Genomic DNA, 17,616 nt, shown 5'->3' on the forward strand with positions numbered 1-17,616 from the left:
TGGTATAGGCGCGCGACGGGGTGCCACACAATCCTTATGTGACCGTAATGTTCCCGTGGCCAAAACGTCAGATACTGGCCGGTACGGCATTAACCAGGATGAGCGCAAAACGGTTCATCGGATCGCGCCAGTCAGTAACCCGCGAGAAGCCCGCAACTTCAAGTTCAGCCAAAAAGGACCCGAGATCGAATTTCGCAGATATTTCTGTCCGGATCTCTTCACCTTCAGCGAGGTGAAGCGAAAGCTCCGCGCGTTTCACCTCGACCGTCATGGCTTCGACAGCGCGCAAACGCATTTCAATCCATGAGTTGGCCCGGTCCCAGACAGCGACGTGCCGGAATTTATCAACCGGAAAGTCGGCCCCGAGTTCGCGATTAAGCACGTCGAGGACATTCCTGTTAAAACGGGCCGTTACGCCCTCTGCATCGTCGTAAGCCGCAATCATGTCGGTTTCCTCTGCAATGAGGCCCACACCGACGAGCAGATGTTCTCCAGGCTTGAGTTTCTGCCTCACTGCAGCAAAGAAATGTGCGCGCTCTTCGGGTACCAGGTTTCCGATCGTGCCGCCAAGGAAGGCGAGCAGGCTGTCCGGATAGTGCGGCAGGGAACGTAATCCGTCCCGGAAATCGCCCGCCGAAAAGTCACTCACGACGCCGTGCAGATCAAGCGTTGGGTAGCGATCGGCGATGTCGTTCATCGCACCGAGAAGCGCACTTTCGGAAACGTCCTGGGCCACGTACGTCGTGAGTGTTCCGGCTGCTAGGAGAGCATCGATCAGTAGCTGTGTCTTCTCCGACGAACCTGAACCCAGTTCGACGAGAGTCTCCGCGTGCGTGAGCGACGCTATCTCGGAAGCGCACTCACGCAATAGAGCCCGTTCCGTACGTGTGGGGTAGTACTCGGGTAGTCGGGTGATCGCCTCGAACAGCTCGCTTCCCGCGGCGTCATAGAACCATTTGGGTGGCAGCGAGCGCGGCCGCTGTGAAAGGCCCTGCTGCACATCAGAGATCAGCGACTCCTCCCGGTTGATGGGGTCGACGTGCATATCGATGCGATGCGGCTTGGTCATAGCTCCTACTGGCGGTTTAGTGGCGTGATGCGGAGGCGTCCGGGTTCGGCGACGATGAGTTGTCCGTCTTTGACGTGTCGCCAGCCTTTGTCATCAGTGGTGGGTTCACTTGCGACAAGCACAACGTCGTCAGTGAGCAGAACGGAAAGCGAGTGAACGCACGTGGTCGCAATGATCTGCGAGCCATTGCTGAGCAGGAAGTTCAATCGGGAGCCGGGCGCGCTCTCGCGAGTCCTGTTCGTGAGTTCCGCGACAGCGGCTGCCCACTCGCCAGTGCTGGCGTCCTTTGCGCACCGGTGACGGAGCAGTGCCCAGAGAACAGCGGAGTCGGTGGGGGCTTCCAATGTCATCAGGTCGGTGACTGGGAGAGTCCGGGCCGGCTCGGCTAGCGAGTCCGGCCACCCCGCGACAAACCCGTTATGACTGAAGGCCCAAGGACCGTAGATAAACGGGGCGCACGCAGTTTCCACGACGGGCATGCCGATTGTGGCGCTTCGGACGGCAGCCAGAATGGCGTTTCCGCCGACAGCGCTGAGCGTTTCACAACCTGACGCGTCAGCCCAGATTGGCGTGACGGACCGGTACCTGTGCAGGGCTGACTTGTCCCACCATGCAGCCCCGTAGCCGTCCGCGTTGATGACGCCGCCGCGCCGCATATCCCGGGGCTGGAAGGACTGTTGGAGCAACGAGTGCTCACCCTCGGTGAGTAAGTCACGCACAGACACTTGAGGTCCGAGATAGGCGAGGTGACGGCACATAGTCAGCTGTTCTCGCCCTGCTCCGCGTCACGTGCAAGCCGGAAGCCCGCGAAAATCTGCCGCCGGACTGGATAGTCCCAGTTGCGGAAAGTCCCCCGGACCGCGACCTCATCGGTGCCGAACGAACCGCCACGTAAAACACGGTGGTCAGTGCCGAAGAAGACTTCCGAGTATTCGGCGTACGGGAAATAGCGGAAACCTGGGTATCCGCGAAATGGGGTGGAGGTCCATTCCCACACATCCCCGATCAACTGGTGGACGCCAAGTGGGGACGCACCGGCGGGATAAGCGCCGACGGCTGCGGGCTGGAGGTGCCGCTGTCCGAGGTTCGCGCGTTCCGCAGACGGTGCTTCGTCGCCCCACGGGTAACGGCGAGAACGGCCAGTTGCGGGGTCCCAGCGGGCCGCCTTCTCCCATTCCGCCTCTGTGGGCAGCCTCTTGCCTGCCCACCGTGCGAATGCCTCAGCCTCATGGAACGACACGTGCACCACCGGTTCATCGAACTGAACCTTCTCGACGAGACCGAAGCGGCGCCGCCACCAGACGCCGGCGCTATCTTGCCGCCAGAAAAGCGGCGCTGTCAGGTCGCTCGCCTTGCGGTGTGCCCATCCCGCCTCGGACCACAATGCGGGGCGGGAGTAGCCGCCGTCCCCGATGAACTCGATGTACTCGCCGTTGGTGACCGGTGCGCGCGCGATCGCGAACGCATCGACATGAACCCTATGTGCGGGGCGTTCATTGTCCAGCGCCCACGGATCACTGCTAGTGCCCATTTCGAACGGGCCGGCAGGGACAACTGCCTCACCGCCCACCGCTGCCGATTTGGGTGGCGGCGGAGCAGCATGGAGTGCTGCACTGCCGCGCCGAAGCTGATGGGTGGCGAGCATCGTTTCGTCATGCTGCTGTTCATGCTGGGCGATCATCGCGAAAGCGAAGCCATGATCACTCAACGGTGTGCCATACAGCGGCGTCCGGTCGAGGACATCGAGAACTTTGTCGCGCACCGACTTCACGTATCCGCGAGCTTCTGAGGGGCTGAGCAGAGGCAATTGGGTCCGGCTTGCCCGGGGATGCTGGAATGCGTCGTAGAGTTCGTCAATGTCTTTCCGGACCGGTTCCCGCCCTCCGAGGTCACGCACGAGCCACAGCTCTTCCTGGTTGCCGATATGGGCGAGATCCCATACGAGCGGGCTCATCAACGGAGAGTGCTGCGCACAGAGTTCATCGTCACTCACAGCCTCGGTGAGCAGACTCGTTCGCGTACGCGCACGGTCGAGGACCATCGCGATATCGGTGCGCAATTCTTCTGTGGTCATAGTTCTCCTCGTTGCGGCGTGCGTACCGTCGGCGCGGTCGCCATAGAGAGCCGCTGTTTGTAGCCGTGGTATTCCGAGATGAGGTCAGAGAGGACGGGGGTCGCCGCGCAACTGGCCGCAAGGGTGAGGAGTTCCTCGGCGGTCGAGCGGAGCTCCGGGTGCCGCATACCGAACCGGGCTGCCTCATGCCATAGGTGCGAGGTTCCAGCGACAATTTCACGGCATGCGCTGACGGTGGATGCAGACTGGGCAAGCGTGCTCACTACAGCGACTGCGGCCCGCCATTGACTGCCCGGTTGTTGATCGAGGTAGCGAACCTCAAAGTAGCCGCGAGGACGAACAGGGGGGAAGAGCGTGCTGAGGTGGTAGAGCACATCGTCAGCAGTGGGATACAGGGTGGGGAGCATACCCAGCTCGTTGGAGTTCCCGCCCGTATCGATCCAGTCCCCGAGTGTGAGGCCGGGAGGTGCATCCCAGCAGTCGCCATTGCGGCGTACACACATCAGCGGCACCGTCAGCGCCCAGCGGGCATATTCGTCCGTGGCACCGCATCCGGCGGGCAGGGCGGTTCGTTGCGGATCGAGCGCGAACCAGGACCGCATGCGTTGCGACTCCCAGCGGCCGGGCATCCCCCCAGCGACTCGGGGAGACGACGCGAACGCTGCAAGGAGCGCAGGTCCAGCTTCGTTCAGCATCGACCACCGCTGTGCTGCGTCCTCCATTGACGTCCCGGCGGAAACACACACTTGCGCTGCTGCCGTGTTCGTCATCATCACGCGGCCTGCAGGGCCGTGGCGATCGAACGCTCTCTCCATAGCCCGGTAGCGCGGTGCATCGAGAATCCGCCGCGGGGCTCGGACGGTGTCGGCGGCGGCGCTGACGAGTTCGAGCGACTCATGCGCGAGACATGCCCGCAGCACCGTTGAATCGGTGGTGAGCGCGTCGATAACCGCGGACGCAGACGGTGCTGGTGCGCTCGACAGTTCAACCTGCCCGCCTGGTTCGAGGGTTAACGTGGACCCGCAGGGAAACGGAGCGGAACGTCCGTTGCCGTTGGGCGCGTAGACGCCGAGTGCACGGGAGATTTCTCCGACGGAAACACGATGGGCTGGAAGCGAGTTACGAACCACAAGCCATTCGAGTTCAGCGCCGACAGTGAAGTCCGCTGCAGGCGTGATTGTGTGCTCGCTGATGAGGCGGATCGCTTCGTCAGGTGAACGAATCCAGGAGTTAACAACACCGGGGTGCATCACGCCACAACGTTACCGGTGTGACGTGATCTTCGCCCGTAATCTCAGTTGTCGATCCGCTCGAATGATTCCGTGTCAGCTGACCAGCGGTAATACTCTGTTGAAACCTGGCCTGCTTCTTCAGCGACGGCGGGGAGGTCAATATCAATCATCGCCACTGCGACGTCCCCATGCCATACCGTGAAATCGATTGGGCGCTCGGTCCATGTTGCGGGATTTACGACAACGCCGACCGGCTCGATTCCCTCATCCCCTTCACTGAAGGCCACGAGAGCGCCGGTGTAGTGCGCGTCGCGCGGGCCGCAGTCGAGAAGAACGAGCGCCTCATCGTTGCCGTCTCCGGTGACGTCGCCATACTTGATGACTCCGTCGAAGGCGAACCGGTAGACCTGCGTATCGGTTTCGGCTTTTCCGTCCTCAAATGTCACGGTTGCCTCATCTGGGCAGCCGTTGATCGCGGGCACAGTTAGTGTCGCGTTGAGCCAGTCCGTTGCGGGCGGCGTGGATTCTTCATCGGAGGTCTGGTCCTGAAGCGCCTCAGCTTCGTCCTCGGTGGCTTCGGCGGTTTCCGGAGCCTCGTCAAGCGCATCGACTGTGCCGACGGCCTCTTCTTGATCTGTGACATCGGCTTGCGCTGGCTCTACTGCGGCGTCGAAAGTTCCGGCGGGAATCTCAGTGCCGAGGACGGGGCCCGGTTCCGGCTCAGCTGCGGCGGTTGCGCCGCCAAGTGCAAGGACCACTCCAGCGGAACCGACTGTTGCGACGATGCGGCGAGACCAAATGTGACGGTGCATGACCCACCTCTGTATTGGGGCGACTTCAGGGAACACCGCCGACACTAGAAACTCAGCGGCACAACAGAAAGCGGCGCAACGCGTATTTGCCAAAACGTGTTCTTCGCGAAATGAGACTGATGCGGGAGGGGATTGGCGGGTCGTGTTCCGTCGTCATGTCACACTATTTTTATGGTGCAGCTCAGATTAGTGGGAAATGCCGACGCTGACGCGTTGTTGTCCTCTGACCCCCTCGCGCTTCTCATAGGGATGCTGCTTGACCAGCAGATCCCTATGGAGACGGCTTTCGCGGGCCCGAAGAAGCTAGCTGAACGACTGGCGACGTTCGATGCGGCGACAATAACCGCGATGGATCCGGACGAATTCGCGGCGCTGTGCGCGCAGCCCCCGGCGGTGCATCGATTCCCGGGTGCGATGGCGAAGCGAATTCAGGCGCTGTGCCAGCACCTGGAAGAGAATTATGACGGGAAGGCGGATGCGGTCTGGACCCAGGGCAGCCCAGATGGCCGCGAGATCCTCAAACGGCTCAAGACACTCCCCGGTTACGGCGACCAGAAGGCCCGGATCTTCCTCGCGCTGCTCGGAAAGCAGCTGAAGATCGACGCCACGGGATGGCGCGAGGCGGCGGGAGATTATGGGCAGGACGGTGCGCGGCGGTCGATCGCGGATGTCGTGGATGACCAGACGCTCCAGGAGGTGCGCGACTTCAAGCGGCAGATGAAAGCAGCGAAGAAGAAGTAGCTGGCGTCCTTTCCCTCATCCCGCGGACCCGAGCACGGATGCGGGACTCTGTTTGGCGCGGCATGCTGCCCGGTCCGTAAAGCCCGCGACCCCTTCGGCGCACCCTGCCCTTGCCGACCTCCCACCTGAGCGCATCCGAAATACTCTTCGAGGTTCGTCCGCGCGTCGTGAATCCCTGGAAATGCAGTGACTTCGCTAGCTCGCTCACCGTCATTTGCCCGAATCTCAGCAGGGTCCACGTCAGCACATATCGCAGTTCGATTCCGCCGACTATTCGTAGGTTGTTGCTTGTCACGGCCATAGTCTTGCACCGGGGTCTGACACGTTTTGGTGCGTCGGCGAGCCGGGACTCAGAGCCGATTACTGCTGGCCCACCTCTGAGCGACAACCAAGGCGACGTTCGTGGCTGCTTGAAGCAGGAGTCAACGCGCAACGCGTCAAATGTCGCTCAGAGGTGGGCGAACGGATAGGGGCTTTCGCTGGCGCCAGCAGTCCGAAAACGCAACACGGTCCCGAGCCTTGAAGGCCCGGGACCGCACTGACATTCCGAAATATTAGGTTGTCGCTCCAGCCTCAGTCGCAGGTGCGCCGTACCTGGTCAGGTACTTTTCCCGCTTGCTCGGCTGGATGTTCGCTTTGGTGATGTCGCCGTCGTAATGGGCGAGAACTCGCTTGTCCATTACGCGCCGCCAGATGGGCGGGAAGTATGCAAGGACGATCATACTGGCATACCCGCTGGGCAGGTTCGGTGCACCGTCCCAGCTCCGCAGGATCTGGTAGCGCCGCGTCGGATAGGCGTGGTGGTCGCTGTGACGCTGCAGATGGTACAGAAACACGTTCGTGCACATGTGGTCGCTGTTCCAGGAGTGCTGCGGTGTGCAGCGTTCGTATCGCCCGCTCGGCAGCTTCTGGCGGCGCAGACCGTAGTGCTCGAGGTAGTTGACGACCTCCAGCAGTGAGAAACCAAGAACTGCCTGCAATACGAGGTATGGCAAGAGCTCCCAGCCGAAGAGTGCGAGGACAACTCCGAAGAGCGCGACCGACATCAGCCATGCGTTGAGCACGTCGTTCTTGATGGTCCAATGCGACTTGCCCATACGCTGGAAGCGCTGCTTCTCCAGGTGCCAGGCGGATGTGAGGCTGCCCCAGACGGTACGCGGCCAGAATGCCCAGAACGTCTCACCGAGACGCGAGCTGGCAGGATCCTCCGGTGTGGCGACCCGGACGTGATGGCCACGATTGTGCTCCACATAGAAGTGGCCGTAGAACGTCTGAGCAAGCGTGATCTTCGAGAGCCAGCGTTCGAGGTTCTCCTTCTTGTGGCCCAGTTCGTGTGCGGTGTTGATCCCGATACCGCCGACGAACGAGATGCTCACGGCGAGGCCGATCTTATCGACCAGAGCGAGACCTTCGGGGAACCCGAGCCAACTCAGATCATTCGCAGTGATCAAGTAGCAGGCAAGGAAGAAAGTTATGTATTGCAGTGGGATGTAGGCGTAGAGAATGTAGCGGTAGTACTTGTCATTCTCCAGCCGGTCCATCCACTCATCCGGCGGATTTGATCCATCCGGCCCTAGGATCAGGTCAATCGTCGGGATGATGATGTAAACCAGAATCGGCCCACCCCAGAATAGAACCTGCCCAACAGGTGTGAGACCGAGGTCGTTGAACACCCGCACCAGGCCAATCACCACAAGCATGATCGCGGGCACAAACATGCCTAGCAGCCACCAGTAGCGTTTCTTGTCGCGCCACTCGGTAACTGGAGCGCCTGACTGTACTTCTGTTGACGACACCGTTGTCCTCTCCAGTGAAGACGGTGGCATGCTGACACGCCAGCATGCCATGTATACGACGCTGACGATAGTTGGTGAAGCGTCAGCACGCATCACAACACGGCAATTTTGTCCACGAATATTGCCCGTAGCCCTTAATCGTCAAGACTCTGGGCTTTTACGCGCCGGTGTCGACTCTCGCGCGGAAGTGGATCAAAAAGTTGACGGAGATCCGGGGAGGGTGAGCCTAAACGACGATAATGGACGGTGAGGTGAAGCGAATGCGCGCATGGCGGGTGACGGTGCCGGGCCCAGTCGGGCTTGCCCCAGATGCGCGGGCACCGCTGACTATGGTGACCGAGGAGGTACCAGAACCGGCGGACGACGAGCTACTCGTGCGCGTAGCGGCGTGTGGAGTCTGCCGCACTGATCTGCACGTTGTCGAAGGTGACCTGCCCGTGCACCACCCGCACGTCACGCCCGGACACGAAGTCGTAGGCGAAATCGTCGCTTCCGGTGCTGGAGTACGAGGAGGCTTCTCGGCAGGAGATCGCGTCGGTGTTGCGTGGCTGCGGCATACATGCGGTGTGTGCCGTTACTGCCGCCGCGGCGCCGAGAACCTGTGCTTGAGTTCACGCTACACAGGCTGGGATGCGGACGGTGGCTATGCCGACTATGCGACGGTGCCCGCTAAGTACGCACTGACTCTCCCTGCGGGCTATTCGGATGCTGAACTCGCCCCGTTGCTCTGCGCAGGAATCATTGGTTACCACGCTTTGCTCCGCGCGGAGGTTCCAAAAGGCGGCACACTGGGTATATATGGTTTCGGCGGCAGTGCACATTTGACTGCCCAGGTCGCGATCGCGCAGGGCGCCCGAGTGCATGTGATGACGCGTGGTGACCATGCGCGGTCACTCGCTCGTGAACTCGGTGCAGCCTCCGCCCAAGGTGCAGCAGAACGTCCTCCGGAGCCGCTCGATTCAGCGATCCTCTTCGCCCCCGTCGGTGAACTCGTACTTCCCGCACTCGAGGCGCTGGATGCGGGCGGCACGCTCGCGCTTGCGGGGATTCACCTTACAGATATTCCGCCTCTGAACTATCAGCGTCATCTGTTCCGTGAGCGTCAGATTCGAAGCGTCACGTCGAATACGCGCGCGCAGGCGCAGGAGTTTCTTGACTTCGCTGGCAGGCATTCGTTGTCGGTCACGAGTCACGAGTACGCGCTTGAGTCGGCGGACCAGGCGCTTCGTGACCTCGCTGCGGGCCGATTCAGCGGAGCCGCGGTCCTCGTCCCATAACAATTCGAGTGGTGTAGGTCACGTTCGATGCCGCGATGGGACGCAACAACACATTGAACTCGGCGCGCCATATTTACAACGTTGATTGTTTCAATCTAGGGTGAATCAATCGCGCATGCATTGGCGCATGCGTGCTGGATCAAGTCGCACGGCACACCGACGTGCCTGCAGGCAATGGCTGGTCCGGTATCAGGGTGAGGACGCAGCTACATGGACCTGGCTTACCAGATCTACGGAGAAGGCCCAACTCTTGTTCTCGTGCACGGCGTTGTGCACCGGCAGCAGGCGTGGTCGCCGGTGATCGCCAAACTTGCCGAGCACCGCAGGGTAGTCACCGTCGACTTACCTGGGCATGGCCTGTCTCCGCAGCTCGGTGAGGGTGACAATGCCGCACACATGATGGCTGACATCCTGGAGGGCTTCGTTGATGAAGTAACGCCGCATGGCGAGCGGGCGCACATTGCGGGTAACTCGCTGGGCGGCTGGCTTTCACTTGAACTGGCCGCCCGGGGAGCCGTCGCATCGGCAACCGCGCTGTCGCCTGCGGGCTTTTGGATCAACTCGCTCGATGAGCGGCGCACGGTCGAAACCTTCCGGAGTCTGCGTTTTGTCTCGCGGCTACTCAGTCCAGTCCGCCTCGAGGTCCTGCGAAATCCGGTAGTGCGGAGCGCGGCACTTGCCCCATTCTTCAGCCGACCGTGGCGTATCAGCCCGGAAGACGCTGCGGCAGACGCGGAGTCGCTTGCAAATAATGTGACGGCTGAACGCGTCGCGGAATCAGACTTCACTCTGAGTGGCCCGATTGATCCTTCCGTCCCGGTTACCGTGCAATGGGGTGGGCTCGATCTGGTTCTTCCGGTCTATCAGGCATTGCGCGTGCGCGGTGTCTTTCCCCATGCTCGTCTGGTAGTGATGCCGTTCGCTGGCCACGTACCAATGAACGACGCCCCTGACGCCGTCATTTCGGTCCTTCTCGAGGGCAGCAGCGCCGCCTCTACAACAGAATTTCAGCACGCTACTGCAGCTTGATGGCTTAGGGCAGGGGCGCGGACCACACGACCCGCGTCCCTCCGCCTGCGGTGCTCGTGACGGAAAAATCGCCGTCGAGATCGTCAGCGCGGGATTGCATATTCTTCAGTCCGCTTTGGGGCGTTCCTGCGGGCACGCCCACGCCGTCGTCGATAACCTCGATCTTAAGGTCGTTATCGACGCCAATGTTGATCGTCAGCGACTTGCCGTGCGCATGTCGTACCGCGTTGCTGACCGCTTCCCTCAGGACGGCTTCGGCATGGTCTGCAAGTTCCGGTTCCACGACCGACAGCGGACCGGCGATATGTACCGACGTCCTGAGGGAACTGTCGCGCGTCAGCTGCGAGATCGCCTCATCGAGACGCTTGCGCAGACCGACCGCTCCATGTGTGCCTCCGTGAAGGTCGAAGATGGCCGTCCGGATTTCCTGAATCACCGTTTGCAGGTCGTCTGTAGCATCGGAGATTCGCTGCCGGATCTCCGGGGTCCGCGTTCGGGGAATGGCGCCCTGGAGGCTGAGCCCGATAGCAAATAGGCGCTGAATAACGTGGTCGTGGAGGTCACGTGCGATGCGGTCGCGATCGGCGATGATGTCCAATTCGCGCACCCGTGCCTGCGCATCAGCGAGCCGCAACGCAAGGGCGGCATGGTCCGCAAAGCCGACCATCATACCCATCTGCTCATCGGTGAACGGCGGGCTGTTCGGACTGCGGGCGATGACAAGGACCCCGCTGTTCGACTCCTCCGCCCGAAGGGGCAGAAGCAAAGCTGGCCCTGAACACTGCGGAGATACTTCCGGAAACTGCAACTCGAGTCGCTCACAGCGTTGCGGGTTCTGCTCGATGAATGCCGCCCCGAAAGAGGTGCGGCCGAGCGGGATCCGGTTCCGCAGCAGACCGGAGCCCTTCTCGCTGGTTTCGACGATGACGAGTTCGTGGACTTCGTTGAAGGGCAGTTCGGGGTCTTCAGGCAGCGCAAGAAACGAAATTTCACCATCTCCGAGCTGATTCGCCTTGGTGACGACGCTGCGGAACACGACATCGGGGTCGTGCCCAGCGAGCAACTCTGTACTTACGTCGCGAGTCGCCTCAATCCAGGCCTGCCTGGTCTGGCCTTGTTCGTAAAGACGGGAATTCGCAATCGCGATACCGGCCGCGGAAGCGAGAGCTTCGACGAGAACCTCATCGTCAGCGGTAAAGGGCTGGCCGTCATTTTTCTCAGTGAGGTACAGATTTCCGAATACCTCCTCACCAATCCGTACCGGAACTCCGAGGAACGTTTTCATGGGCGGGTGGTGTGTCGGAAATCCCACGGAGGAGGGATGTCGCGAGAGGTCATCCATGCGAATTGGTTTCGGCTGGTCAATGAGCAGTCCAAGCACGCCGCGTCCCTCAGGAAGAGGCCCGATGAGTTCGCGAGTGTGTTCGTCAATGCCCTCATAAATGAACTGCACTAGCGAATGATCGTGTCCGCGCACACCTAGTGCACCGTAACGGGCATCAACGAGTTCGATCGCTTTGTGCACGATGGTGCGCAGTGTGACATCGATGTCGAGTCCTGAGGTGACAACCAGCATCGCCTCGATGAGGCCATCCGTGCGGTCCTTCGAGTCGATCATCTCTTCAATCCGCTGCTGGGTTTCGCGGAGAAGTTCACGCAACCTGAGCTGCGAGAGGGTTCCGCGGACCTGGCCCGGCTGCTCACCATGAGTCTCGAGGGAAGGCACCATAGACCCATTCTGTCACCCCGCGCCCTCACATGCGTCGGTGTCAGGGCATTCTCGCAACAGTGTGTGATCAAAGTGCGAAGACCTCGCAGGAGCCAGGCGGGAGATCCGCGGTGGCGCCGTTGCAGTCAATGCGCACAGGAAGCCCGGGACCGGGGGCGGAACACACTTCAACCGTAGTACCTTTGGCGCGCACAGTGAGTCGACTTCCCCGATAACGGAGCCCGAACTGAACAGTGCCGAGAGACTCCGGGTAGCACGGATTGAGGATTATCCGGTCATCGCGAAGTTCCAGCCCCGAAAAGCAGCGCTGCAGTATGTCCACGCTCCCGGCCATCGCGGCGAGGTGAATGCCTTCCGACGTCGTACCGCCCTGGATATCTGTCAGGTCGGCATCGAGCAAGTCGCTGTAGAAGTCCTTCGTGTGAGATCGCCGGGATCGGGCAAGTACCCAAGCGTGTACGGCAGCACTGAGCGTCGATCCGTGCGAGGTTCGCGGCAGGTAATACTCGATTGTCCGCGGGATGATGTCCGGCGTGACCTGGTATCCGAGATGCGAAAAGACTTCCAGCAGTTCGGATGACGAGAATAGGTAGAAAAGCATGAGTACGTCAGCTTGCTTGGATGCCTGGTAGGAATTGACGTCCTCACCCTCCGCCTCAAGAATCCGGTCCAGGCGCTGAATGTCGCCATGTCGGCTCCGGTACTGTCCCCAGTCGAGTTCACGCAGCGTCTCGTACCGCTCGAACTGACAAATCACACCATCGTGAAATGGCACGAAGATCCGGCGCGAAATATGGTCCCATCGCGCTATTTCCCCCTCGTCGATGTGGAGCGCGGCGAACAATTCGGCACGCGACTGCGCAGAGATCAGAGACAGTGATTCGCCAGCCTTGCGGAGGGTCCACGCGGTCAGCACATTGGTGTATGCGTTGTTGTCGATTCCGTCGTACGGCGCCTCGGGGTAGCCCGAGTGAAACTCGTCGGGCCCAATGACACCCCGAATCACGAAACGCTGTCGCGTGGTGTCGAATTCGGTTCGCGACGCCCAGAATCTCGCGATCTCGACCAGGATTTCCGCTCCATAGTCTGCGAGGAACTCGTGGTCTGCGGTCGCCTGGTAGTACTGCCACACGTTGTAGGCGATTGCGAGACCAACGTGATGCGCGCGTTGGCTCGCGTCGACGTTCCAGCGCCCTGATCGAGGATTTAAGTGCAGCGTTTGGCTTTCTTCCCGGCCATCGCTGCCCGACTGCCACGGAAACATCGCGCCCTGGTAGCCGGCAACGAACGCCGCGTGACGCGCCTCCGGGAGGCGACGGTATCGGTACCTCGACAGCGCCGCGGTCAACGCGGGTAAGCGAAGGTTTAGCACGGGAAAGACAAAAAGGTCGTCCCAGAAAATATGGCCTCGGTACGCTTCGCCGTGCAGGCCGCGAGCTGGTACGCCCACATCGAGGTCAGCCACGTGCGGTGACAGGGTCTGCAGTACGTGCAAGAGATGGAGCCGGATGACGCGCTGGGTTCGTTCATCACCGTCGACATCAATACCGAACTGCTCCCAAAGCCGCTTCCATGCGGTGGTGTGCTTGCCGAGCAACGCGCGAAAGGACCCCTGCCGCGGTAGCCAGCGGGCAGCCGCGACGCTCGGTGAACCGCAGGCGTTGTCGCGTCCGGTGAACACCGTGACGACTTTATCGAACGTGACCTCCTGCCCGGCTGTAACGGGAACGCTGATGATGTGCCCGATCTCGGCTGAGGTACGGAAGGGCCGGTATTCAGCTGATTCAGCGTTGTGATCGTGGCGCACCTGCGTCCGCGACGCTACCGCGATCCGAATCCGTGACTCTGATGTCTGGGCCTCGATTAGCACCGAGTCGTGCGTGAGAAACGTGGTCTCCACGCTCGAGAGATGCACGCTCGAGAGATCACGGTAGCGCTCAACTAGGTCGTTCCGGATGCCACCATCGAGGGCTGAACGTACCTCCAGGGAGCCCGACCAGTTTTCGGGCCGTATTGTGACCTGGAGGGCAGCAACATGTGGTGAGTCCATGGAAACGAAGCGGCGCTGAATGAGCTTCGTGATTCGGCCTGATTCGTCCCGCACCTTGACGATCCGCTCCAGAACCGCACGCTGCATATCGAGGTCTTGCCGGTACTCGAGGACGTCGGTCCTATCTATGTCGAACCATCGCCCGGACTCGCCCGCACGAAAGTTGAGGGGCAGCCAGTTAGTGATGTTCACCAGGCTTTCGTTGCTGATTGTGGTGCCTGCGATGACATCGGTGAGGCGATTGAACAGACCCGCTATGTAAGTACCCGGATAGTGCGTTTGATTCGCGGAGACTTCGGGTGCGGCACCCCGGCAGGCGAAATAGCCGTTGCCAACTGTGCAGAGCGCCTCCCGTAGCTTCTCGCTCGCTGGATCGTAATGATCGAATACAAGATGCCATGTGTCCACCATGCCGGAATCCTTCACGCCGTCGGCAGACCGCTCGCCGAAGCCTGAACCCGATTGAGAGCGGCGTCGAGCATGATGCGCTGTTCAGCCGCGGCCACCGCGGTGCGAACGCCATTTACCGCATCCGGGTTCACAGAGATCGACGTGATGCCCATGGCGACGAGGCGCTCCGCGAAACCTGGACGTGATGAAGGGGCCTGTCCGCATAGTGACGAGGTGATCCCATGTTTGCGGGCCGTCACGACGATCCGTTCGATAGCGTCGAGCACGGCTGCATCCGCTTCATCGAACAACTCGGCGCACTGTTCCGAGTCACGATCGATTCCAAGCATGAGCTGAGTCAGATCGTTGCTTCCGATAGACACTCCGTCGATACCCATGCCGATATATTCGGGCAGCCAGTGCACGACGGAGGGAACTTCTGCCATCACCCATCGGCTCATCGTCCGATCGCGGCCAAGCGTAGATGCGTCAATGAGCGAAAGGCACTCCTCGAGTTCCCACTTCGTCCGGACGAATGGAATCATCAAATGGACGTTCGGCGTGCGCTCGCGAACCCGTTTGATCGCCTCCAATTCCAGCTCGAACATCTCGGGCTCGCGGATATACCGGTAGCAACCGCGGTATCCGATCATCGGATTATTCTCGACAGGCTCATACTGTGCGCCACCAGTGAGTCCGCGGAACTCGTTCGAACGCAGATCCGTGGCCCGATAAATCACTGGGCGTGGAGCGAAAGCAGTTGCGATCCTGCCCAGGGCACCTGCCATGGATGCGATGAACTCTTCCTGCTGGCCCTTCGCGAGGAGCTCCCGAGGGTGCCGGCCACCGAGTGCTTCCGTCAGCATGAACTCTGCCCGTAGTAACCCCACGCCGTCTACAGGCTCTGCTGCGACGGCTTCCGCTTTTTCTGGCATCGCGAGGTTGACGTAGATCTTGGTAGCGGTAGTCGGCACAAAGCTGATAGGGCGACCGGGCCCGGCGGGGCGTGATTGAGCTGCCTGGGGACTCGCAAGCTCACTGCCCGCGAAGACTTCTCCGCTAGCGCCGTCCACGGTGACGATTTCGCCATCCGACAAAACGGAGGTGGCGGTGCGCGCACCCACCACGCAAGGGACGCCTAGCTCGCGCGCAACAATCGCAGCATGGCATGTCATACCGCCGCTGTCGGTGATCACTGCTGCGGCACGGCGAATGGCAGGAATCCAGTCAGGATTGGTCATTGGGGCGACGAGAATATCCCCGTCGGCCAAACGATGGCCCGCGCTTGGCATCGCGAGGAGCCGAACCGCGCCGGTAGCCCGCCCTGGCGCGGCACCGAGGCCAGTGATCAGCGGACCAGACGATGTATCCGAACGTGGCTGTAGGGCGTGTTTTCCTAACGTGGTGATGGGGCGCGCCTGAACAAACCACAGCGTGCCGCCTTCAAAAACCCATTCGACGTCCTGGGGCGAGCCGTAGTGGTCCTCGGCACGCCGTGCCAGCCCGGCGATAGACTCAACCTCGCGATCATCGAGAACTCTCCGTGTGCTGCGATCGACGGGGACTTGCCGGTCTCCGCCGTTTTCGCCAGCGATGATCTCGAAGGTCTGATGACCCAGATGTGCGCTCTTGACCTTCATGTCGCTTTTGCTGACCACATAGTGGTCAGGTTCGACGGCCCCAGATACGACGACTTCGCCCTGCCCCGATGCGGCTTCGATAATGATCACACTGGAGTTCCCCGTGCTGGGATCCGCCGTGAACGCGACACCGCTGCGGTCGGATTTCAGCATCTTCTGAACGACAACTGCCATCACCGGATCCGACGTGATGCGCTGGCTGGCGCGATAGTTGATGACCCGGGGGCTGAAGAGTGAGGCCCAGCACCGCTGAATCGCGCTGATTACGGCATCTGCACCGATGACATTAGTGAACGAGGCGTTCATGCCCGCGAACGACGTGGCCAGACTGTCCTCACCGATCGCCGATGAACGGACAGCGACGGATTCCCTGGGGCCGAGCGCGATGTACGCGGCAGAGATTTGTTCGCGGACGACGTCGTCCATCGCGGCTTTGTGCGTCAGCGATTGGAGCCGGGCACAGAGTTCGTCGAGCTGAGCGCTGTCGCCTGCACGTGACAGCGCCTCACGGTGGAGCGCGGAGATCTCTCCCGCAACTCCACCGCGGTCCATCGAAATCGCGTACCCGATCCCGAGTACGACGAACCCACCGGGTACCGGGAGTCCTGCTGCCTGGAGCTCACCGAGATTTGCGCCCTTTCCACCGGCTTCTGAGGCATCTGCGAGACGAACGTCGTGAATGGCGCGCACAAACTCCATAAGGCCTTCCTTCAGCTTCCCAGCGGACGAATGAAGTCGTCGACAGGACGGCGGGGGGTCGCGGGAAGTGGGTCCGCATTGATATGCGCCCACCCCACGCGGATAGCGATCTGGGGCACACCACTGTCGTGGAGAACGTCGCTCTGGACCTGGTCACGCGTCGATCTGACCTCGAGCGGCTCGGTAATCGGGCAGGACGCGAGCCCCAGCACGGTGGACTCGAGCATGACCGCGCTCGAGGCCTCACCGGCGCGGAGTCGTGACAGCACGTCGTCCGACGCCGTGGTCAGCATGACAACTTCCGCTTCGTCGCTCGCTGCGTCGGTGCCCGGTGCGGGCGCGAGTGCGGGCCAAGCGAATTGGCGTGCAGAAATGCCCTCGGTCGTGATCTCCGCGATCGGTGCAGAGTGCGCAGGTACACCGTCAGGGGAACCGTGCCGACCGCTCCAGGTGGCCAGCTCAGCTTGGTAGGCGCTATCGGTTGTGTGAATGGCAGCTGCGTCGGTGATGAGTTCTGCAAAACGGCCCCGCGATTCGAGGACACGGAACACGACACCCTCATCCTCGGCGCATTGTGCGAGCCGAGAAAGATATTGAGGGGGCACCGGCCACGCACCGTAGTGGCGCCGGTCTGTTCGTCGGCGGGGGATGGCGGCGGCGAGAGCCACATCCTTCTCGTTCGGGTGGTGGCGGTGCAGCACGAGCGACGCGAGGTGATCCTTGTCTACCGGATTCGGCAGCCGGTGCACTTCCGAACGCCAGCCGAGCGCTGCGAGGGCCACGCGCATGTGGTGCAGCGCGGCTCCACAACTGAGGACAAGGTCACGCTGGTCTGGATCGGTGTGCCGCAGATGCAAGGAACGGTCGGCGTAGAGATTGATGCTTTCGTCACCGATGCGCCACAACCACGGCTGGGTGTTGTGTACCGACGGTGCACGAAGTGCGAGTGAAACTGCGGATCTGATCGTGTCCGCGTCGGGCATCTGACGGTCCATCACGAGGCTCCCTCAACTTGATGTGGTGATGCCTGCCAATGCTTCCGGTGCGCGGGTGACGCGGGTAGAGCCAAACGTTCCCA

14 protein-coding genes are annotated in these 17,616 nt (G+C 61.3%); 3 read left to right on the top strand and 11 right to left on the bottom strand.

What is annotated here, in order from left to right; genetic code table 11:
* Window positions 1–67: 67 nt before the first annotated feature.
* Genes egtD through AS9A_RS22690 form a run of 5 tightly spaced genes read right to left on the bottom strand, consistent with a single transcriptional unit; the run spans window position 68 to window position 5,187 of the window.
* Entirely contained in the window at window positions 68–1,069 is a 1,002-nt protein-coding gene (gene egtD, locus AS9A_RS10195; RefSeq protein WP_013806905.1) for an L-histidine N(alpha)-methyltransferase, read from the bottom strand.
* A gap of 5 nt (window positions 1,070–1,074) precedes the next feature.
* Window positions 1,075–1,827: an ergothioneine biosynthesis protein EgtC gene (gene egtC / locus AS9A_RS10200; protein WP_013806906.1), complete on the bottom strand. Its 753-nt coding sequence runs from the start codon at window positions 1,825–1,827 to the stop codon at window positions 1,075–1,077.
* 2 nt (window positions 1,828–1,829) lie between these two features.
* Window positions 1,830–3,143, bottom strand: a complete 1,314-nt coding sequence (gene egtB, locus AS9A_RS10205) for an ergothioneine biosynthesis protein EgtB (protein WP_013806907.1) — start codon at window positions 3,141–3,143, stop codon at window positions 1,830–1,832.
* A complete protein-coding gene (locus AS9A_RS10210; RefSeq protein WP_237707949.1) occupies window positions 3,140–4,393 on the bottom strand; it encodes a glutamate-cysteine ligase family protein in 1,254 nt (417 codons plus the stop codon). Before AS9A_RS10210 ends, egtB begins: the two co-directional genes overlap by 4 nt.
* A 44-nt stretch (window positions 4,394–4,437) precedes the next feature.
* Window positions 4,438–5,187 (bottom strand): hypothetical protein, encoded by a 750-nt coding sequence (locus tag AS9A_RS22690; RefSeq protein WP_013806909.1) that lies wholly within the window; start codon window positions 5,185–5,187, stop codon window positions 4,438–4,440.
* A 171-nt stretch (window positions 5,188–5,358) separates the two neighbouring features.
* On the opposite strand from AS9A_RS22690, the gene AS9A_RS10220 reads away from it, so the two are divergent.
* The gene (locus AS9A_RS10220) at window positions 5,359–5,928 is read left to right on the top strand and encodes an HhH-GPD-type base excision DNA repair protein (protein WP_041451014.1); all 570 of its coding nucleotides are present in this window, start codon (window positions 5,359–5,361) and stop codon (window positions 5,926–5,928) included.
* Here AS9A_RS10220 and AS9A_RS24595 read toward each other — a convergent pair.
* Both AS9A_RS24595 and AS9A_RS10225 read right to left on the bottom strand, forming a co-directional pair.
* Complete coding sequence (locus tag AS9A_RS24595; RefSeq protein ID WP_083826516.1) at window positions 5,894–6,229, bottom strand: hypothetical protein; 336 nt, start codon at window positions 6,227–6,229, stop codon at window positions 5,894–5,896. The two genes, AS9A_RS10220 and AS9A_RS24595, sit on opposite strands and share 35 nt — an antisense overlap.
* 253 nt (window positions 6,230–6,482) lie before the next feature.
* Window positions 6,483–7,754 (bottom strand): alkane 1-monooxygenase, encoded by a 1,272-nt coding sequence (locus AS9A_RS10225; RefSeq protein ID WP_049793883.1) that lies wholly within the window; start codon window positions 7,752–7,754, stop codon window positions 6,483–6,485.
* Window positions 7,755–7,984: 230 nt separating this feature from the next.
* Between AS9A_RS10225 and AS9A_RS10230 the strand changes: the two genes are divergently transcribed.
* Together AS9A_RS10230 and AS9A_RS10235 are read left to right on the top strand one after the other, a co-directional pair.
* The gene (locus AS9A_RS10230; RefSeq protein WP_041451785.1) at window positions 7,985–9,001 is read left to right on the top strand and encodes a zinc-binding alcohol dehydrogenase family protein; all 1,017 of its coding nucleotides are present in this window, start codon (window positions 7,985–7,987) and stop codon (window positions 8,999–9,001) included.
* Between the two features lie 210 nt (window positions 9,002–9,211).
* On the top strand, window positions 9,212–10,030 hold the full coding sequence (locus AS9A_RS10235) for an alpha/beta fold hydrolase (RefSeq protein ID WP_013806913.1): 819 nt from the start codon (window positions 9,212–9,214) through the stop codon (window positions 10,028–10,030).
* Window positions 10,031–10,034: 4 nt separating this feature from the next.
* Here AS9A_RS10235 and AS9A_RS10240 read toward each other — a convergent pair whose 3' ends face one another.
* The 4 genes from AS9A_RS10240 to AS9A_RS10255 all read right to left on the bottom strand — a co-directional run bounded on the left by AS9A_RS10240 (window position 10,035) and on the right by AS9A_RS10255 (window position 17,533).
* Window positions 10,035–11,759 (bottom strand): sensor histidine kinase, encoded by a 1,725-nt coding sequence (locus AS9A_RS10240; RefSeq protein ID WP_013806914.1) that lies wholly within the window; start codon window positions 11,757–11,759, stop codon window positions 10,035–10,037.
* 67 nt (window positions 11,760–11,826) lie between these two features.
* Window positions 11,827–14,220, bottom strand: a complete 2,394-nt coding sequence (locus tag AS9A_RS10245) for a glycoside hydrolase family 65 protein (protein ID WP_013806915.1) — start codon at window positions 14,218–14,220, stop codon at window positions 11,827–11,829.
* Between the two features lie 11 nt (window positions 14,221–14,231).
* Entirely contained in the window at window positions 14,232–16,538 is a 2,307-nt protein-coding gene (gene ppsA, locus AS9A_RS10250) for a phosphoenolpyruvate synthase (protein ID WP_013806916.1), read from the bottom strand.
* 11 nt (window positions 16,539–16,549) lie between these two features.
* Window positions 16,550–17,533, bottom strand: a complete 984-nt coding sequence (locus AS9A_RS10255; RefSeq protein WP_013806917.1) for an Acg family FMN-binding oxidoreductase — start codon at window positions 17,531–17,533, stop codon at window positions 16,550–16,552.
* Window positions 17,534–17,616 lie beyond the last annotated feature (83 nt).

This window comes from Hoyosella subflava DQS3-9A1 (assembly GCF_000214175.1).
GTDB classification, from domain to species: Bacteria; Actinomycetota; Actinomycetes; order Mycobacteriales; family Mycobacteriaceae; genus Hoyosella; species Hoyosella subflava.

Bases quoted from the DNA above. Each gene is read 5' to 3' on its own strand.
- AS9A_RS10220 (WP_041451014.1), top strand. From the start codon at position 5,359: ATGGTGCAGCTCAGATTAGTGGGAAATGCCGACGCTGACGCGTTGTTG.
- ppsA (WP_013806916.1), bottom strand. From the start codon at position 16,538: ATGGAGTTTGTGCGCGCCATTCACGACGTTCGTCTCGCAGATGCCTCA.
- AS9A_RS10225 (WP_049793883.1), bottom strand. From the start codon at position 7,754: ATGCCACCGTCTTCACTGGAGAGGACAACGGTGTCGTCAACAGAAGTA.
- AS9A_RS10245 (WP_013806915.1), bottom strand. From the start codon at position 14,220: ATGGTGGACACATGGCATCTTGTATTCGATCATTACGATCCAGCGAGC.
- AS9A_RS24595 (WP_083826516.1), bottom strand. From the start codon at position 6,229: ATGGCCGTGACAAGCAACAACCTACGAATAGTCGGCGGAATCGAACTG.
- egtD (WP_013806905.1), bottom strand. From the start codon at position 1,069: ATGACCAAGCCGCATCGCATCGATATGCACGTCGACCCCATCAACCGG.
- AS9A_RS10255 (WP_013806917.1), bottom strand. From the start codon at position 17,533: ATGGACCGTCAGATGCCCGACGCGGACACGATCAGATCCGCAGTTTCA.
- egtB (WP_013806907.1), bottom strand. From the start codon at position 3,143: ATGACCACAGAAGAATTGCGCACCGATATCGCGATGGTCCTCGACCGT.
- egtC (WP_013806906.1), bottom strand. From the start codon at position 1,827: ATGTGCCGTCACCTCGCCTATCTCGGACCTCAAGTGTCTGTGCGTGAC.
- AS9A_RS10240 (WP_013806914.1), bottom strand. From the start codon at position 11,759: ATGGTGCCTTCCCTCGAGACTCATGGTGAGCAGCCGGGCCAGGTCCGC.
- AS9A_RS10210 (WP_237707949.1), bottom strand. From the start codon at position 4,393: ATGCACCCCGGTGTTGTTAACTCCTGGATTCGTTCACCTGACGAAGCG.
- AS9A_RS10230 (WP_041451785.1), top strand. From the start codon at position 7,985: ATGCGCGCATGGCGGGTGACGGTGCCGGGCCCAGTCGGGCTTGCCCCA.
- AS9A_RS10235 (WP_013806913.1), top strand. From the start codon at position 9,212: ATGGACCTGGCTTACCAGATCTACGGAGAAGGCCCAACTCTTGTTCTC.
- AS9A_RS22690 (WP_013806909.1), bottom strand. From the start codon at position 5,187: ATGCACCGTCACATTTGGTCTCGCCGCATCGTCGCAACAGTCGGTTCC.